Source organism: Dyadobacter chenwenxiniae (assembly GCF_022869785.1).
In the GTDB taxonomy this organism is placed as follows: domain Bacteria; phylum Bacteroidota; class Bacteroidia; order Cytophagales; family Spirosomataceae; genus Dyadobacter; species Dyadobacter chenwenxiniae.
This window is the reverse complement of the sequence record NZ_CP094997.1, coordinates 2087912-2104723: the sequence shown is the minus strand read 5'-3', so window position 1 is coordinate 2104723 and position 16812 is coordinate 2087912. Positions and strand designations below refer to the sequence as shown.

Below are 16812 nucleotides of genomic sequence, written 5' to 3'. Positions count from 1 at the left end.
AACTACCAGCTTTTCTTTTTATGGCCAATCAGACCGAAATACAGGATAAACATATACAATGGAACCATAACCCAATAGGCCTGCTGTTCGTCTTTAATGTAATCTGCAATGCCGCCGTAAACCAATGGCATTACCGCACCACCGGATATTCCCATTACCAATAATGCAGAGGCAATTTTGGTAAATTTACCTAGCCCGCTCAAAGCCAAAGGCCACAATGCCGGCCAGATCACCGCATTGGCAAACCCTAAAATGGCAATGCAAAGCACGGAAGTAAAACCTGTTGTGAAGATCGCGGCAATGGTCACAACCATTCCTAGAACGGCTGAAAACATAAGATATGCCTGTTGGGAAACATATTTGGGAATCAAAACAATGCCTAAAACGTAGCCAAACATCATTCCGCCCAATGTATATGTTCCGAAAAGCCTGGCTTCTTCTTCTGCAAAGCCCAGCGAAACGCCATAGTTGATAATCGTATCTCCTGCAATCACTTCAACACCCACGTAGCAAAACAATGCTATTACGCCGAGCACAAGGTTAGGAAACTGAAAAACGCTCTTCTTTTCTACAACGGGCAATGCTCCAACCGGCGTTTCTTCCTCTTCGCTTACTTCAACCAAACCTTTCGACATGCGAATCAGAATTGCCAAGCCGACCAAAACTGCCGTCAGAACGAGATAGGGAACAACCACTTTGTCCAGCTCTGCTTTCGGATCTGTTGAGCTAGCGCCCGATAAAAGCAATTTACCAATGATCACCTGGCTGAGGATCCCGGCCGATTTGTTCGCAATTCCCATAATACTGATCCGTTGCGCAGCACTTTCCCGTGGCCCAAGGATCGTAGCATATGGGTTTGAAGAGGTCTGCAGAACGGTAAGCCCAATCCCGATTGTGAAAAGTCCCACCAGAAATACAGGGTAGGAAGCCATTTCAGCAGCCGGGATAAAAATCAATGTTCCGGCAGCCATTACAAGAAGGGCCAGCGACATTCCATTTTTAAAACCGGTCTTTTTTACAACATAGGAACAGGGAATCGCCATGATCGTGTAGGAAATAAAAAAGGCGAATGTTACCAGATAGGAACTGGTGTTGTCAAGGGAGAATGCTTTTTTGAAAAATGTTATTAATGTGCCGTTAACCCAAGTGATGAAACCCATCACAAAAAATATAACGCCAATCATAAAGAGAGGGCCAAGGTAGCTGTTCTTGTTGTTCATTTAGTTTTAAATTAATTGGTCAGGGTTATGTAGGTTAAAAATGAAAAATAAAATGTTAGTACTCGTCATTCAGGCCGAAAATACGCTTGTTGGTTTTCCATTTGCCTCTGGTGAAGTCAGGAATTTCAATGGGCGCGCTTCCTTTTGCTATGGACAATTCGGATAGCGGGCTGATTGCGCTCCAAGTTGCCGCGTCGTACACGTCAATCGGCGGAGCCGTTTTTCTTTTGATAGATTCAATAAAACCTCTTAATACAAAATAATCGATGCCGCCATGTCCGGCACTTTCTGCGTCCTTCGCATATTTTGCCCATAGTGGATGGTCGTTTTTGTCGAGATAGGCCTTATCGGGTTCGGCAGTATGTTCTTTTGGAGAAACGCCTTCTATATATATGCTGTGTCCGTCGTTCATCCAGATGCCGTTGGTTCCCTGTGCACGGAAAGCGAGCGAGTAGGGGCGTGGCGAGTTGGTGTCATGAACAAGCACGATGTTTTCTCCATTATGACATTGGATCACTGTCGTTACAATGTCACCGAGCTTGAAATTCACCTTCGCATTCGGGTGATCCTTACCGCCGTGATCGACGATATATTTATGCAATCCCCTCGATTTTGTGGCCGTTGAAGTCAGGTAAGAGAAGCGGTTGCCGCGATTAATGTCGAGCCAATGGGCAACGGGGCCCAGGCCGTGTGTTGGATAAATGTCTCCATTGCGGTCAACGGAATGTTGGGTGCGCCATTTGGCTTCCGAAAATCCTTTTTCACCAAATTCAACGCCGACACCACCGTTGCTTTTCCCGTCATTTAACTTCACCGATCGCAAATCGTGCTGGTAACCGCAATGTGCATAGGTCATTTCGCCGAACATTCCTTCACGCACCATCTTCAAAATGGCCATGACATCCCGGCGGTAACAAACGTTTTCCAGGATCATGCAATGCGATCCGGTTTTCTCAAAAGTATCAACCAGATCCCATGAATCCTGCAGAGTAACGGTGGCCGAAACTTCCACGGCCGCATATTTTCCGGCTTTCATCGCCGCCAAAGTCATAGGCACGTGCCACTGCCAGGGCGTTGCGATCAATATGCCGTCCAGATCATCGCGCTTTACGAGATTAAGAAAATCTTCTTCGCCTTTGGAATAAACCGCTGGCGCTTTCCTTCCTGACTTTTTTATTTGTTCAAGAGAAATATTGATGGCAGCCGGATCAATGTCACAGATTGCGTTCACCTCCACATCCTGCCTGAAAAGCGCTTGTTCCAGATGGCTGCGGCCCCGGAGGCCTACGCCGATGAAGCCAAGCCGCACTTTATCAGCCATTTTTGCCTCGTTGGAATACAAAGACGGCATCATTCCTAAGGCCGGGCCGACCATTGTGGCTTTTTGAATAAAATCGCGTCTATTCATTAACTTGTCAAGATAAGGTTTAGAATGGTGTGAACCGGCCCAGGGCGCAATGGTTTCCAAGATCGCAATTTACATTCAATAACCGTATTTTTTAATTTTTTTTATTAATTCAAATAAAAAGCGATTTACGATAGCAGGTAATGAATATTGGGGAAAATGAACAAATTGGATTTGTAAAGCGTTAACCCAAAACAAGTAACTCCAAGAGCGCATTACGTCCAGGCTCAAAGGCTTTAAGTGTGTTGGACACATACTTTGTAACGACATTTAAAGCAAGTTTTATTTTAAGTGAATCATCATATGGCGCAAAAGGTGGCGGTGTTTCGGAAGGAACATTTCAACGCGGCTCATCGTCTTCATAATCCGGATTGGTCGGCTGAAAAGAACGAGCACGTGTTTGGCAAATGCAATAATCCCAATTTTCACGGGCACAATTATGAACTGATCGTACAAGTGACGGGGGAAGTTGATCATGAGACGGGCTATGTGCTGGATATGAAAGTATTGAGCTCCATTTTAAAGGAATTCGTACTGGATCGTTTTGACCATAAGAACCTGAATCTGGACGTTGAAGAATTCAAGTCACTAAACCCTTCCGCGGAAAATATCGCGATCGTTATACATTCAATATTAAGATCAAAAATTGATTCAGGCCTTAACCTGAAAGTCAGATTATATGAAACAGAACGGAACTTCGTCGAATATCCAGTCGACTGAAACGGTTGAGGTTGAGGAAATTGGCAACAATCATTTATTTTCATCGATCGAGACGCCCATGCGCAAAGATGCTTTCGCCATGGATGACGATCTTAAAATGGAGCTGATTGAAAAGCATTTCCGCCACATTATGGAAATCATGGGTCTGGACCTGGCCGATGACAGCTTGAAAGGCACACCAAAACGTGTCGCTAAGATGTTCATCACGGAGGTTTTCAGCGGCCTTGATCCCAAAAACAAACCAGCGGTCACGCTTTTTGAAAATAAATACAAATACGACCAGATGCTGGTCGAAAAAGATATTTCGGTTTTCTCCAATTGTGAGCACCATTTTGTGCCTATTTATGGAAAAGCCCACGTCGCGTACCTTTCGAGCGGCAAAGTGATCGGCTTGTCCAAACTGAACCGGATCGTAGAATACTTCGCAAAACGTCCGCAAGTCCAGGAGAGGCTAACCGTGCAGATCGCTAACGAATTGAAACAGGCATTACAAACCGAAGACGTAGCAGTTGTAATCGATGCGCAGCATATGTGTGTGCAGTCGAGAGGAATACGCGATTCGGGCAGTTCTACCGTGACGGCGTTTTATGGCGGGAAGTTTCAGGAGGAGATTACTAAAAAGGAGTTTTTGAGTTATTTGGGGATGTGACCTGGGCTGGTAGGACCCCCGAACCCCCTGGGACGGGGCTTTACATTTTGGTAGCAGCGACGAAAGGCCTTCGAGGGTGTACATTCGGGATGAAAAAAGAGGACTTTGCACAGTGCGAAGTCCTCTTTGTCATCTTACCAGCAGCAACGAAAGCCCGATTCGCGGGCGTCCATCGGGTATGAAAAAAGAGGACCTTGCACAATGCAAAGTCCTCTTTGTCATCTTACCAGCAGCAACGAAAGCCCCCTTTCAGGGGGTTGGGGGTCCTACCGTAGGCCCAACGCGCTCCAACAACGCCTTCGTAGCCTTAATCCCTTCATACTCAGAAAGCTTGCTCCCTTCATACCGGCAGTTCTACCGTGACGGCGTTTTATGGCGGGAAGTTTCAGGAGGAGATTACTAAGAAGGAGTTTTTGAGTTATTTGGGGATGTGACTTGGTCTGGTAGGACCCCCGAACCCCCTGGGAGGGGGCTTTACATTTTTCTAGCAGCGACGAAAGCCCTTCGAGGGCGTACATTCGGGATGAAAAAGAAGACTTTGCATCGTGCAAAGTCCTCTTTTTTCATCTTACCAGCAGTAACGAAAGCCTGATTCGCGGGAATCCACCCCTTACGAAAAAAGAGAGCCTTGCACAATGCAAAGTCCCCTTTGCCATCTTACCAGCAGCAACGAAAGCCCGATTCGAGGGCGTCCATCCGGTATAAAAAAAGAGAACCTTGCACAATGCAAAGCCCTCTCTGTCATCTTACCAGCAGCAACGAAGGCCCCCTTTCAGGGGGTTGGGGGTCAAACCGTAGGCCCAACGCGCTCCAACAACAATTCCCTTAAATCCAGCATACTTTACGATTTCCAGGATTTTTGTATATCATCTTACTATTAACAACGAAATCACGATTAGCGGGCATACATCCGGTATAAAAAGAGGGCTAAGCACACAATGCAAAAGCCCTCTTTGTCATCTCACCAGCAGCAACGAAAGCCCCCTTTCAGGGGGTTGGGGGTCAAACCGTAGGCCCAACGCGCTCCAACAACGCTTTCGTAGCCTTAATCCCTTCATACTCCGAAAGCTTGCTTCCTTCATACTCAATTCCTGCAATGCCCTTAAATCCTGCATCCTTTACGATTTTCAGGATTTTTGTATAGTCTGTTTCGATGCAGTTTCCTTTTTCGTCGAAATCGTACGTTTTTGCGCTTACGCCTTTTGCATATGGCATCAATTCTTTTGTTCCCTGATACCTGTCATACGATTCTGCGCAGCCGCCGTCTTTTCTGGTGATGCAGAAATTGCCGAAGTCAGGCAATGTTCCTACATTTTTCAGATTGACCTGCTTCATTACACCTGACAACCACTGTCCATTGGAGGAAGATCCGCCGTGGTTTTCAACGATTACATTGATGCCTGTTTTTGCAGCAAATTCGCCCAGTTTGCCAAGTCCTTCCACTGCGGACTTCGCGATTTCTTCAAAACTACCTTTGCCGAATGCATTTACGCGGATGGTTTTGCAGCCGAGATATTTTGCAGCTTCTACCCATCTGTAGTGATTTTCAACGGCTTTGTTACGAACCGCAGCGTCCAATTCTCCCAACCCGCCTTCACCGTCGATCATGATCAGGTGAGCGGTAACGCCGTTGTCCTTTTGTCTCTGAATCAAATCATTAAGATATGTTTTGTCTTCTGCTTTGTCTTTGAAGAACTGGTTTACGTACTCAACGATTGAAATGCCAAACTCTTTTTTAGCGAGCGCAGGGAAGTCCAGGTTAGTCAGCTCTTTTTTGAAAAGCGACTTGTGTAAAGACCATTCTGCGAGGGAGATATCAAACCATAGTTTTTTGGCAGGATCTGCCATCAAAAGGTCGGAAAAAGCGGTGGCTGCGAAGGCAGTAGCACCAGCTTTTTTAAGGAAATCGCGACGGGAAACGTACATTTTGGTTAGAATTTAGATTTATGTTTATTAAGGAATATGAATTCTTGCTTCGTTATACAGCTTTTCGTTTTTGACGAGACTCGCCGCGTCCCAGTCAATATCTTTGATAAATGCATGCTGACGAACGGGGCAATCCGCTATCCGGCAAAAGTAGCAGCATTGATAAAGGCACGGGTCAGCATGAACGAATATTTCGGTTTCTCCCGTATGGCTGGCTTTCAGTATATTCTCAAAATTATGAATTGTTTCATGCACTTTTTGAAGTTCCCAATAATAGGGAAGCGTCAAGTGACAATCGATGTGCAGATCTGAGCCATATTGCTGCACACGCAGATTATGCACGTCAATCCATTCTTCCTTTTTATTTTGTTTTAATGTTTGCACCACTTTTTCCAGCAATGCATCATCCACAGCGTCCATGAGGCCGGCCACGGACTTGCTTACGAGCAGAAATCCATTGTAAGCCAGGAAAACGCCGAATAACAGGGACGCTGCGCTGTCTATCCAGACATATCCCGTCAGCATGATCAGGCCAACGCTGAAAATCAGCACAAGGCTGCTGATGCTATCCGTCATCAAATGTCGCCCATCAGCCACCAATGCCAGCGAGTTGACCTTTTTGCCCTCGGTAATCAGTTTATAACCAATGGCAGTGTTTACGATAATTGTAAAAATTATAAAAACCGAACCCTGCGCAAGATTTTGGATAGGAGCGGGGTCCATAATGCGCTTGACTGCTTCTATGATAATAAAAAGTGAAGCAATGATAATTAATGCACCTTCGAAACCGGCAGAGAAAAACTCTATTTTCCCATGGCCGTAAGGATGGTTTCTGTCCTTGGGTTGCGCGGAAAGATAAATGCTGTAGAACGCAAAACCGCTTGCGATCACATTGATGATCGATTCCAATGCGTCGCTCAGGATCGCGTTCGAAGAGGTGAGATAATAAGCGAAGAATTTCAAACCCGTCAGCAAGATGCTGGCTATAAAAGACAGCAGTATGAGACGTTGTTTAAGCTTATTTTGGTTTATTTGCATTTGAGATTTGAAATTCAGAGGTCAAAAATACTAAGAAAATGCGGGTTATAACCACAGAAAATAATTGGAAAACACTTTCAACCGAAACTGTCTACGAAAATGCATGGCTCGAACTGAGCCATCGCGATGTGATCAACCCGTCGGGAAATAAAGGCATTTATGGGCTGGTTAAGTTTAAGAATCAGGCCATCGGCGTCATTCCTCTGGATGCAGAGGGCAACATTTATCTGGTAGGCCAATACCGCTATGCAATTGAGGAATATTCCTGGGAAATCCCCGAAGGCGGCGGGGCGTTGAATGCAGATCCGCTGGACGCTGCAAAGCGTGAATTGAAAGAGGAAACGGGTTTAGTGGCTGAAAAATGGACCAAACTCGCTCGCATTCACACTTCCAATTCTGCTACTAATGAAGAAGGTTTCTTATTCATCGCCGAGCAACTCACCCAGCAGGACGCGGAACCCGAGGATACGGAAGATCTGCAAGTGCGAAAAGTAACATTGCAGGAAGCCGTTGATATGTGCATGCGTTCCGAAATCACAGATTCGCTATCCGTATGCGCCATCTTAATGACTGCCAGACTGAAGGGAATCTGATATGCTGGAATCGCTTTTGTATGGCACGCTTACGGGAATAGCATTATGCCTCACTTTTGGGACGGTGTTTTTTTCATTGGTGCAAAACAGCGTTGACAATGGTTACAAAACAGGCGTAAAAATCGCTTTCGGCGTGTTGGTGTGCGATATTATCTTCGTTTTCTTCGCCATTTACGGAACCGCATTACTGCCCGACATTCCCGATTTTAAAAAGTGGATGGCCGGCGCGGGCGTCGTTTTCCTCATCGCGCTCGGCCTGACAAACATCATCAAAGGACAGCCGCAGATTGCGTATCCCAAAACGAGCCTCGGAAACCTGCTTTATTATTTCACAACCGGTTTTTTGCTGAATGGCCTTAATCCCGTGAATTTCATCAGCTGGGTAACAATTGCTTCTTATCTCCGCACCAATCTGCATTATAATTATCATCAGGTGCTGATGTTTTTCGGAGCGAGTGTGGTGGTTGTGTTTTTCGTAGAATGTGGCATTGCAATATTTGCACACAGGTTAAAACGCGTTTTTACACCAAAAGTGGTCACGATATTTAATAAAGTGACAGGCGTCGTTTTTATCCTGATCGCCTGCCAGATCGCATATGTCAATTTCCTGAGTTAATGGAAGGCTCATCTTTAATGTAACCATTCTTTTCCAAAAAACCCTTCCAGTCGTCCATTAAGAAATTTTTGAAAACACGTGGGAATTTGTGCTGACCGCCCATTTTGCCTTTGGAATTCATCCAGTCGTAAAAAGCTTTGTTAGGTAAAACCGTTACAAAAACTTCCTTCAATGCATGGCGCCTTTCAACGGCATAATCATCATTGAGTTCCGCTAATTTAGCATCCAGCTTGGTTTTGAGCTCTTCTGCATTCACATCCGTTTCCTCAACACCTACATACCAGTGATGCGCAAACATTGAACCGTATTCAATGCCGCAAACCGTGAATTCTTTCACTGTCAGCCCCATTTCGTCAGAAACCAGATCCACCGCTTTGTTCATATTGTCAACGGAAAGATGCTCTCCGCAAAGGCTCAAATAATGCTTCGTACGGCCTGTGATGACGATTTCACCTTTGGATTTGTCAATAAATTTAACCGTGTCCCCAATCAGGTAACGCCATGAACCGGCGCAAGTCGACAGCAGCAATGCATACTCCTTTCCTTCTTCCACCTGATCGACCATTAATGTCTCAGGATCAGGCAGTAATGTGCCTTCGGAGTCGAAGTTCTTTTCGTTGAAAGGAATAAATTCAAAGAAAATGCCGTTGTCACAAACCAGCTCCATGCCTTGTGAGCCTGGGCGGGTTTGGTAGGCTATGAATCCTTCGGAAGCAAGATAAGTATTAATGTAGATCAGCGGCCGCGCGAGCAGTTTTTCAAAGCCTTTTCTGTAAGGCTCAAAAGAAACGCCGCCGTGCGCAAAAACCTGTAAATTGGGCCAGATATCGTGAATGGTGTTGACCTTATAATGCGCAATGATCTTTTCCATCAAAAGCTGAATCCATGCCGGAACGCCCACAATAAAGCCGATGTCCCACTCGTGGGCCTGCTTTGTAATTTCCTCCAGTTTCAGTCCCCAGTCCTTCTGCGCCGCGATTTTTTCTCCGGGTTTGTAATAAGGCCTGAACCAATAGGGAATCTGCTTGGCGGTAATGCCGCTCAGATCGCCTTCAAAATGTTTGTCCTGGTTATTCAGATTTGTACTGCCGGCGAGCATTAAAAAGCCTTTTTCATACAAATCATTGGGAAGGTCCTTATAATGTCCGAGCGAAAGGATCTGGCGAATGCTGGTTTTCTGGATCGCCCGGGACATGGCTTTTGTAACGGAATGTGCTTGGTCGCAGCCTCGGAAGTGCCCGAGCTTAACGCATAATATTTAATCTGGCCAGGCCAGCAAATGTCCTTTTCTCCTTCCAGTGACCGATGCCACCATTCGTTGAATATCTTGTTGTAGTCGTAAACAGGAACCGTTTTCTTGTATAACTCGTAGTAGGCACCCTTTTCACTGAACAAAATCGATGATAGCAGCTCGTCGAAATTGTATTTTTCTCCAAACTCGGTGTAACGTGCCTTGGCGAGCAATTTAGCCAAAGTCTTTTTTTGCTGAATGTGAAGACTTGCCTTTCTGCGGTTAGCAACAATGTTGCTGATATGAATTCCTTTTTTTAATAAACTACCTACTAATGCCATAGCTGAATTTTAAAATTATAAATCCCAGGTCGAAAGCTGCTTAACCGCCTCATACGCTGTCAGATCATATTGACACGGGACAACAGAAATATAATTGTTATCCAGCGCCCAGACATCGGTATCTTCTTTTGCGGTGTCAAAATTGATGAATTCTCCTGCCATCCACAGGTAACCTCTTCCGTTCGGGTCTACGCGGTAATCGAATTTTTCCTGCCACTTGGCATGCGCCTGTCTGCAAACTTTCACACCTTTCAGAGGCAGGTCCGTCTTCTCCGGAATGTTAACGTTCAATGCGATGCCATTCGGTATGCCGGTTTTGAGCGCTTCTTCGGTAATCGATTTAATAAAAGGGATCGCATGGTCAAAATCAGCATCTTCCCGGTAATCTGTCAATGAAAATCCAATTGCCGGAATGCCTTCAATCGCTGCCTCAATGGCCGCCGACATGGTTCCCGAGTAAAGCACGCTGATCGAGCTGTTACTTCCGTGGTTGATCCCGCTCACGACCAGGTCCGGTTTCCGATCTTGTAGAACATAGTTTTTAGCCAGTTTAACGCAGTCAGCTGGCGTTCCCGAGCATTCATATTCAACAACTCCTTCAAAAATATGTGTGGAATAAAGTCTTAATGGTTCGCCAATGGTAATTGCGTGGCCCATCCCGGATTGCGGGCTGTTCGGCGCGACAACGATCACTTCTCCAAGGGTTTGCATTACTTCTACCAGTGTTCGGATTCCTTTGGACGTTATGCCATCGTCGTTTGTAACTAAAATCAGGGGTTTCATATAATTCTACTTATCGGCGAGCCTTTTTGGGGGTTCAATGTCGGGGCTGGCTAATGAAGTATATGTGGTTTTTAGGTTGAAAAAAGATTTATTTGTAACTGTAATATGTCAAAATTAAGCAATATGCCCTCATTCTCAATAAAACATGCAACGGTTGGCGACATCCCGGCCATCATCGCAATCCAGGAAAAAACCTGGGAACCTACTTATGGTGATATACTTACGAAAGAGCAAATTGACTTTATGTTTGAAAAAATATATTCTCACGAGTCCCTCCTGCGACAGTTTACCGTTGAGCAGCATTCCTTCCTGATCCTGCTGAACAACGAAGAGCCCGAAGGATTTGCATCCGTATCCCGGGAAGGGCCGGAAAAGTTTAAGTTACAGAAAATATACGTACTTCCTTCAACTCAGGGGACGGGGGCGGGGAAATTTCTGCTTAGCGAAACTGAAAATTTTGTAAAATCGGCCGGGGGCAAAAAACTCATTTTAAATGTGAACCGATACAACAAAGCAAAGGGTTTTTATGAAAAAAACGGCTTTGCAGTGACCGGCGAAGAGGACATTCCGATAGGTCCTTACTGGATGAACGATTATATTCTGGAAAAGCAACTGAACTGACTTATTCAGCAGGTTCAGTCCTTTGTGCCAACTTCATTTTTTTAATGTTCTTTTTCTGGCTTTTCAGGCCCTGTAATGGGTGGTAATGGTTGCTGTTGCTCACATAATAGCCCGTTCCATCATACGTGCGCTTATGCGGATGCGCCTTGCATTCGGTTGAACATGCGCCTTCCATATCTTCACCGCATTGATGACAAACCGGCACGTGCGTGTTGCATTCCGCATTGGCGCAGTTGATCATGCGGTCGCATGGTTCATTGCAGATATAACAACGGGAAATAACGGTCGGGTTAACTTTATTGACTTCGACAGCAATGCGGTTGTCAAAAACGTAACATTTCCCATCAAAATTTTCGCCGCCTTCTTCCAGTCCGTAACGGATAATGCCGCCATGCAATTGGTACACATCCTGAAAACCCTGTTCGAGCAGGTAAGCACTTGCTTTTTCGCATTTGATGCCGCCAGTGCAATAAGTAACGATTTTCTTATCCTTCAAATGCTCGATCTCGTGAATGTGATCGGGCAGCTCGCGAAGGTTGTGCATGTCAAAAGTGATGGCACCTTTGAATTTGCCTAACTCGTGCTCATAATCGGAGCGCATATCCACCAGAACAACATTCGGATCGTTAATAATCTGCTTAAATTCAGCCGGTTCTAAATGCTTCCCGGTGCGGACCAGAGGGTCGACCCCCAGATCAGAATTGACAATTTCCTCCTTAACCCGAACGTGCAGCTTTTGAAAAGCAACTTTGTCATGCTCCTCCACTTTGAATTGCACATCTTTAAACCGACTGTCGGAACGCACGTAATTCATATATGCTTCACAATCTTCCGGCGTACCCGACACTGTTCCGTTCAAACCTTCCGGCGCAATGATAATCCTGCCTAAAAGATTGTGCTGAACACAGAACAAATGATGCTCATCGCGATACGTTTCCGTGTCTTCGATGGGTGCATAGAAATAATATAAGATTACCCTAAAAGGCTTCATTATTGCATTTTTTGATGTATTGCAAAGAGGAAAGGATTTCTTCCACGCAGTTCCTGCCTCCAAATCAGGCGCAAATATACGAAGAAACGAACTTTAACGAAAGTCAGAAAAACGGACTTTGTGATCAGCAAACAATTAAAATGATTTCTATATTTTTACCGCACTCAATGCATTCCTAACCATACATTTCTCACATTATGCACATTGCAATCATTGGAAATATCGGCGCCGGCAAGACCACATTGACCCAGATGCTGGGCGAATATTTCAAATGGGATGTGATGTACGAAGCCGTGGAGGGAAACCCGTATCTGGCTGATTTTTACCAGGATATGGATCGCTGGGCATTTAATCTGCAAATATATTTCCTCAATAACCGCTTCGCGCAAGTCCAGAAAATACGTGAAACCACTTACTCCACGATCATTCAGGACAGAACCATTTACGAGGACGCTTTCATTTTTGCAAGAAACCTGCACGAGTCGGGTGTGATGACAGAGCGGGACTATCAAACTTATCTGTTGCTTTTCGAGTCCATTATCCGGACAGTGTCACAGCCCGACCTGCTCATTTATCTCAAAGCAGGCATTCCTAAGCTCGTTTCTCAGATTAAAAAGCGGGGAAGGGACTTTGAGGCTGACATTTCAACAGATTACCTGGTCGCCCTCAACCATTATTACGAAGATTTTGTGAAGCATTATGATCACGGGAAGATCATCGAAATTGATGTAAACCAAATGGACTTCGCTTCCAATCCCGACGATTTCAACTTCATCGTCGCTAAATTGAATAAAGAATTATTTTATATCTGAAAACGGGAGATTAGCTTGCTGCCGTTAAAGGACGCACGCAAGTGCTTTATTGAGGATCTGGTTGCTCTTCGCGCCGAATGTATAAATCTTACGCTCTTCGGGAAGAATAATTTCTATTTTGGTGGTGCTCTTCATTTTGTTCAGCTCTTCCGGCGTTACCGGCGATGAAAGCATAAATGACATGTTCCAGAAATTGCGGTCGGATGTGGTTGTAAAGAGTGAGAAAGTGCCTTCTTTGGTTGTAAAGCGAATCTCGGTGAACATTTGTACGTGAAAAATCAGGTCTACCTTTTCGTTATGGTATGTGAAGATTTTTTCTTCCCCCACCCGCAAAAACGACAAAAATTCCTTCTTTCCGACCAGCTGAACGATCTGGTAATATTCTTTTTTATTGGTGGAACGGCTTACTTTTTCCAGGCACTGTGCATTGCATAGGGACAGGCAAGCAGACACCAGCCCAATAACTCCAAGGAGAGCAATTGATTTCATGTAATGGTAGTCCTTTAAACTAAAAAATCAGGGTAGGTCAATGGAGAGTAAATATATGCTATTTTTTTAAAAAGGAATGCTATAAAAAAACCTGCGCCGGAATGCAGCGCAGGTTGTGACCAGGAGGGGAAGCCAGCACGCTCAGCTCGCTGACCGTCGATGGAAAGGCGCATCACCTTGTTTTGGAAGATAAAGACCGGGCCTGGACTGGAAAATGAGCTTGGCGCAAATCGCTGCTAAAAAGATCTATAAGGAAACAGTGATTCCGACCGGCCGGTATAAAGTCATTATTGTCTATTCAAACAGGTTCAACCGGATGTTGCGGCGCCTGGTGGGCGTACTTGGATTCGGCAGGATCCTAATTCATCCAGGAAATTTCATTCGAAATATAGAAGGCTGTTTGCTGCCTGGTTTGACAAACTGGATCCAGGATAAGGAATACTGTGTCGAATCCAGTGTGACCGCGCATGATCGGCTTGCTAGCAAAATCCTGGCAGCTGAGAAAAAAGGTGAAGAAATCTGGATCACTATCAAAACCGATTACAAGTCGGCAACGGTATAGCAACATGATCAAACAACACAAAAAGAACGGGTGAGCATTAGCGGTCCCGTTCTTCTGTTTTTACCATTATGCCCAACGATCAAATAATAAACCAATGCATCATCCGGCTTTGAATAACAATTAACAAATAGGATCTTGCATTTTTTAGAAAAACCACGATAATACTCATGATTAACAAACTTTCAATTTTAGGATTTAGAGGCTTTGGAGATGAGCAATTTTTGGAGCTTGCCGTTCCAAATACAGAACCTGGAAGCGGCCTAACTGTGCTTGTTGGACCGAATAATTCTGGCAAATCATCAATTATTGAATGTCTAAAGGCAATATCTTCGAGAGGCCATGCAAGTCCAAGCTTTACCGAAGGGAAAAGGAATAAAGCGGCAGGTGATATTGTTTCAATGGCAGTTTATGATGACGGGGGCGGAAAACTGACATTGAAGACCGCAGAACAGGGAGGCAGCGAGACGTTTTTTCATGAGGAAGGTATTAAGAGGGCAAATTTTTTTGCATTTGTTCTTTCCTCCAGAAGGGCATTCAATCCTTATTTTAATAAGAATTCTTCTGACAGAAACGCTTTCTTTGCTAATGAACAAGTTTCAGCTCAAAGAGGGGTTTCGCGCGATCTCTTCCAGTATCGTCTATTCCACATATTACAAAATAATCGTGATGCATTCAATGACGTTCTAAGCAAAATAATAGATCCGGTACCAAATTGGACGATCGATCAATCAGATTCCGGAAATTATTATGTCTAATTCAACTACCAAGGAAATTACCACAATAGCGACGGTGCAGGAGAGGGCTTGCTCAGTATATTTACAGTAGTTGACGCCATATACGATTCAAATCCAGGGGATCTGATTGTTATTGATGAACCTGAACTTTCATTGCATCCTTCCCTACAAAGAAAACTAGCCCAGGTTCTATTAGATTTTTCGGCTGATAGACAAATTATAATAGCCACTCATTCTCCCTTTTTCATAAGCTGGGAATCTCTTCGAAATGGAGGTTCGATAGCGCGTGTCGTAAAGGAAAATGCAAGGAGTGTTATTTATCAAATGCCTGTCTCTATGCGAGACGTCATCAACGGTTTGATATCTAATTTAAACAATCCTCATGTCTTGGGTTTAGATGCTAAGGAAATGTTTTTTTTAGAAGAAAATATAAACATAGTTGAAGGCCAAGAAGATGTGGTTTTCCTAAAAAGAGCTCTTTTGCTCCTAGGAATAGATCTGAAAGGTAGTTTTTTCGGCTGGGGAATTGGTGGAGCGACTAACTTGCCTAATATTCTATTATTGTTAACTCATTTAGGCTTCACTAAGGTAGCCTGCTTGCTAGATAACAATATGAGGGAGCTGGCAGAAAGAATGGCCAAGCTGTATCCTAACTACTCGTTTTTCATTTTTCCAACGGATGATATTCGAGACAAGAAGCCAGTCAAGGCACGTGATCAAATAGAAGGTCTAATGGATTCGTCAGGTGAAAATGTTAAAGAACATTATAGGGAGGAAGTGGCGCAAACAATCAGTCAAATCAACGATTATCACAGTAATTGAAAATTGTGGACGGAAAGAATTGGTGAGCAGTAGCAGTAATAGTAGTACCGTTCATTTACAGAAACGATTTTTTATAACTTTGAATTCCCTTTTTTCCTAGACAAATGACAAAAATGAACAATGAACAACGAACAATTGCAGGATCTGAATTACTATTTGAATGCCGAATATTGAAGACTTAAACGTTTTAGGACACTATCGTCAATCTGTGGATGACCATATTCTCGCTAATACTTTTGTTAACGATGATATTGTTTGGAATTTCGATTCCAGAATAACAGAAGTACACATTGTCACCAATATACCTAAAAAGCCGTAAATCCATTTTCCAACTATCTCAGCGTTTTGAAGTTTCAAATTGACAGTCGTTAAATGATTGACTTTCTCATTCAATTCCCTGTTTTGTCTTTCATAATTGAGCTGTTCGATTTCTAGCGTAATCTTTTGTTTTTCAAGCTTATCTCGTTCTGCCTCAAACCGCTCGCGCTCTTTTATGGCAAGTTCACGATCTTCAAGCTGCTTTTTTTCTGCTTTTTTTCTTTCGGCCTCAGTATTTAGATAGGCTTTCCAACCTCCATTTCTTGCAACCTTAATACCCTTCGTGGTAATTATTATTGCAGTTTCAGGTTGATTGAACCCGGTACATCTTTGAGCTACTTGGTAATTGTACATTTTTTGTCGCACCGTTTGCTCCATAAATCGGTCATAGCTATCTGGTGTTCTACAAAAATCGGGAACTTGTAAACAACCGCCAGCCCATTCAGGTTTTATCAATTCGTTTAGTATGTATTCGATGATATCATCTTCATCATGAACACCCGGATTATATTTGAACATAATTTCAGATTGCTGGAAATAGGTTAATGCGTGCTGAGTACTGAAATACTCCCAGATCTCGCACATATTGGACTGATATCAGAATGTTCACACTGTTCTTCTTCACTAACTTATTTCGGTTTACCGAAAACATTTAAACCGAGACGTACCACTGGGATCCTTTCGCCGCTAAAAGACAGCAAATTCAAAAGGGTAGGGGCCGCTTTCATCCAGACAGAGATCGTGCTTTTGGGCGAGAAACTGGCGAGATTCTGGCGACACAAGCATCTCACTCATAAAAAAAGTGCGTTTAGAGGTTCCAAACGCACTTTATGACATGTGACCAGGAGGAGAGTCGAACTCCCATACCCGAAGGCACTACCCCCTCAAAGTAGCGTGTCTACCAATTCCACCACCTGGCCGAGGATTTTGCAAAAGTACAA

Annotated in this window: 16 protein-coding genes, 1 tRNA gene and 2 pseudogenes; 9 read left to right on the top strand and 10 right to left on the bottom strand. The window is 44.2% G+C overall.

The genetic code is table 11. The annotated features are described in order from the left end of the window. Positions 1-2: 2 nt before the first annotated feature. On the bottom strand, positions 3-1220 hold the full coding sequence (locus MUK70_RS08645) for a sugar MFS transporter (protein WP_234655855.1): 1218 nt from the start codon (positions 1218-1220) through the stop codon (positions 3-5). A 55-nt stretch (positions 1221-1275) separates the two neighbouring features. After that, positions 1276-2628 carry a Gfo/Idh/MocA family protein gene (locus MUK70_RS08640; protein ID WP_234655856.1) on the bottom strand — a complete coding sequence of 451 codons (1353 nt, stop codon included), beginning with the start codon at positions 2626-2628 and terminating at the stop codon, positions 1276-1278. Positions 2629-2928: 300 nt separating this feature from the next. On the opposite strand from MUK70_RS08640, the gene MUK70_RS08635 reads away from it, so the two are divergent. Then, positions 2929-3345 (top strand): 6-pyruvoyl trahydropterin synthase family protein, encoded by a 417-nt coding sequence (locus tag MUK70_RS08635; protein ID WP_234655857.1) that lies wholly within the window; start codon positions 2929-2931, stop codon positions 3343-3345. Next, positions 3305-3994 (top strand): GTP cyclohydrolase I FolE, encoded by a 690-nt coding sequence (gene folE, locus MUK70_RS08630; RefSeq protein ID WP_234655858.1) that lies wholly within the window; start codon positions 3305-3307, stop codon positions 3992-3994. The genes MUK70_RS08635 and folE overlap by 41 nt, the downstream gene beginning before the upstream one ends. A gap of 1002 nt (positions 3995-4996) precedes the next feature. Here folE and MUK70_RS08625 read toward each other — a convergent pair. Together MUK70_RS08625 and MUK70_RS08620 are read right to left on the bottom strand one after the other, a co-directional pair. After that, positions 4997-5920, bottom strand: a complete 924-nt coding sequence (locus tag MUK70_RS08625; protein WP_234655859.1) for a sugar phosphate isomerase/epimerase family protein — start codon at positions 5918-5920, stop codon at positions 4997-4999. 27 nt (positions 5921-5947) lie between these two features. Further along, entirely contained in the window at positions 5948-6958 is a 1011-nt protein-coding gene (locus MUK70_RS08620) for a cation diffusion facilitator family transporter (RefSeq protein ID WP_234655860.1), read from the bottom strand. A 38-nt stretch (positions 6959-6996) separates the two neighbouring features. On the opposite strand from MUK70_RS08620, the gene MUK70_RS08615 reads away from it, so the two are divergent. Beyond that, positions 6997-7551: an NUDIX domain-containing protein gene (locus tag MUK70_RS08615; RefSeq protein ID WP_234655861.1), complete on the top strand. Its 555-nt coding sequence runs from the start codon at positions 6997-6999 to the stop codon at positions 7549-7551. Position 7552: 1 nt separating this feature from the next. After that, the gene (locus MUK70_RS08610) at positions 7553-8167 is read left to right on the top strand and encodes a LysE family translocator (RefSeq protein ID WP_234606793.1); all 615 of its coding nucleotides are present in this window, start codon (positions 7553-7555) and stop codon (positions 8165-8167) included. On the opposite strand, the pseudogene MUK70_RS08605 reads toward MUK70_RS08610, so the two are convergent. Both MUK70_RS08605 and surE read right to left on the bottom strand, forming a co-directional pair. After that, a pseudogene (locus MUK70_RS08605) lies at positions 8151-9739 on the bottom strand (GH3 family acyl-acid amido synthetase). The gene MUK70_RS08610 and the pseudogene MUK70_RS08605 sit on opposite strands and share 17 nt — an antisense overlap. Positions 9740-9754: 15 nt before the next feature. Then, positions 9755-10522: a 5'/3'-nucleotidase SurE gene (surE, locus tag MUK70_RS08600; protein WP_244784761.1), complete on the bottom strand. Its 768-nt coding sequence runs from the start codon at positions 10520-10522 to the stop codon at positions 9755-9757. A 123-nt stretch (positions 10523-10645) separates the two neighbouring features. On the opposite strand from surE, the gene MUK70_RS08595 reads away from it, so the two are divergent. After that, positions 10646-11143 carry a GNAT family N-acetyltransferase gene (locus tag MUK70_RS08595; protein ID WP_234655863.1) on the top strand — a complete coding sequence of 166 codons (498 nt, stop codon included), beginning with the start codon at positions 10646-10648 and terminating at the stop codon, positions 11141-11143. Between the two features lies 1 nt (position 11144). Here the strand turns inward: MUK70_RS08595 and trhO are convergent, their stop codons facing one another. Beyond that, on the bottom strand, positions 11145-12134 hold the full coding sequence (trhO, locus tag MUK70_RS08590; protein ID WP_234655864.1) for an oxygen-dependent tRNA uridine(34) hydroxylase TrhO: 990 nt from the start codon (positions 12132-12134) through the stop codon (positions 11145-11147). Between the two features lie 197 nt (positions 12135-12331). Between trhO and MUK70_RS08585 the strand changes: the two genes are divergently transcribed. Continuing rightward, complete coding sequence (locus MUK70_RS08585) at positions 12332-12946, top strand: deoxynucleoside kinase (protein ID WP_234655865.1); 615 nt, start codon at positions 12332-12334, stop codon at positions 12944-12946. 24 nt (positions 12947-12970) lie between these two features. Here MUK70_RS08585 and MUK70_RS08580 read toward each other — a convergent pair whose 3' ends face one another. Then, positions 12971-13435, bottom strand: coding sequence for a hypothetical protein (locus MUK70_RS08580; protein WP_234655866.1), 465 nt, complete (start codon positions 13433-13435; stop codon positions 12971-12973). Between the two features lie 214 nt (positions 13436-13649). On the opposite strand from MUK70_RS08580, the gene MUK70_RS08575 reads away from it, so the two are divergent. The 3 genes and pseudogenes from MUK70_RS08575 to MUK70_RS08565 all read left to right on the top strand — a co-directional run. Next, a complete protein-coding gene (locus MUK70_RS08575; protein ID WP_234655867.1) occupies positions 13650-13997 on the top strand; it encodes a DUF5675 family protein in 348 nt (115 codons plus the stop codon). A gap of 167 nt (positions 13998-14164) precedes the next feature. Next, on the top strand, positions 14165-14752 hold the full coding sequence (locus MUK70_RS08570; RefSeq protein WP_234655868.1) for an ATP-binding protein: 588 nt from the start codon (positions 14165-14167) through the stop codon (positions 14750-14752). A gap of 39 nt (positions 14753-14791) precedes the next feature. Further along, positions 14792-15553 (top strand): annotated as a pseudogene (locus tag MUK70_RS08565) (ATP-dependent nuclease); the annotation flags it as partial. A gap of 201 nt (positions 15554-15754) precedes the next feature. On the opposite strand, the gene MUK70_RS08560 reads toward MUK70_RS08565, so the two are convergent. Then, positions 15755-16390 (bottom strand): hypothetical protein, encoded by a 636-nt coding sequence (locus MUK70_RS08560; protein WP_234655870.1) that lies wholly within the window; start codon positions 16388-16390, stop codon positions 15755-15757. A gap of 319 nt (positions 16391-16709) precedes the next feature. Continuing rightward, positions 16710-16791: transfer RNA gene (locus MUK70_RS08555), tRNA-Leu, on the bottom strand. Between the last annotated feature and the right edge of the window lie 21 nt (positions 16792-16812).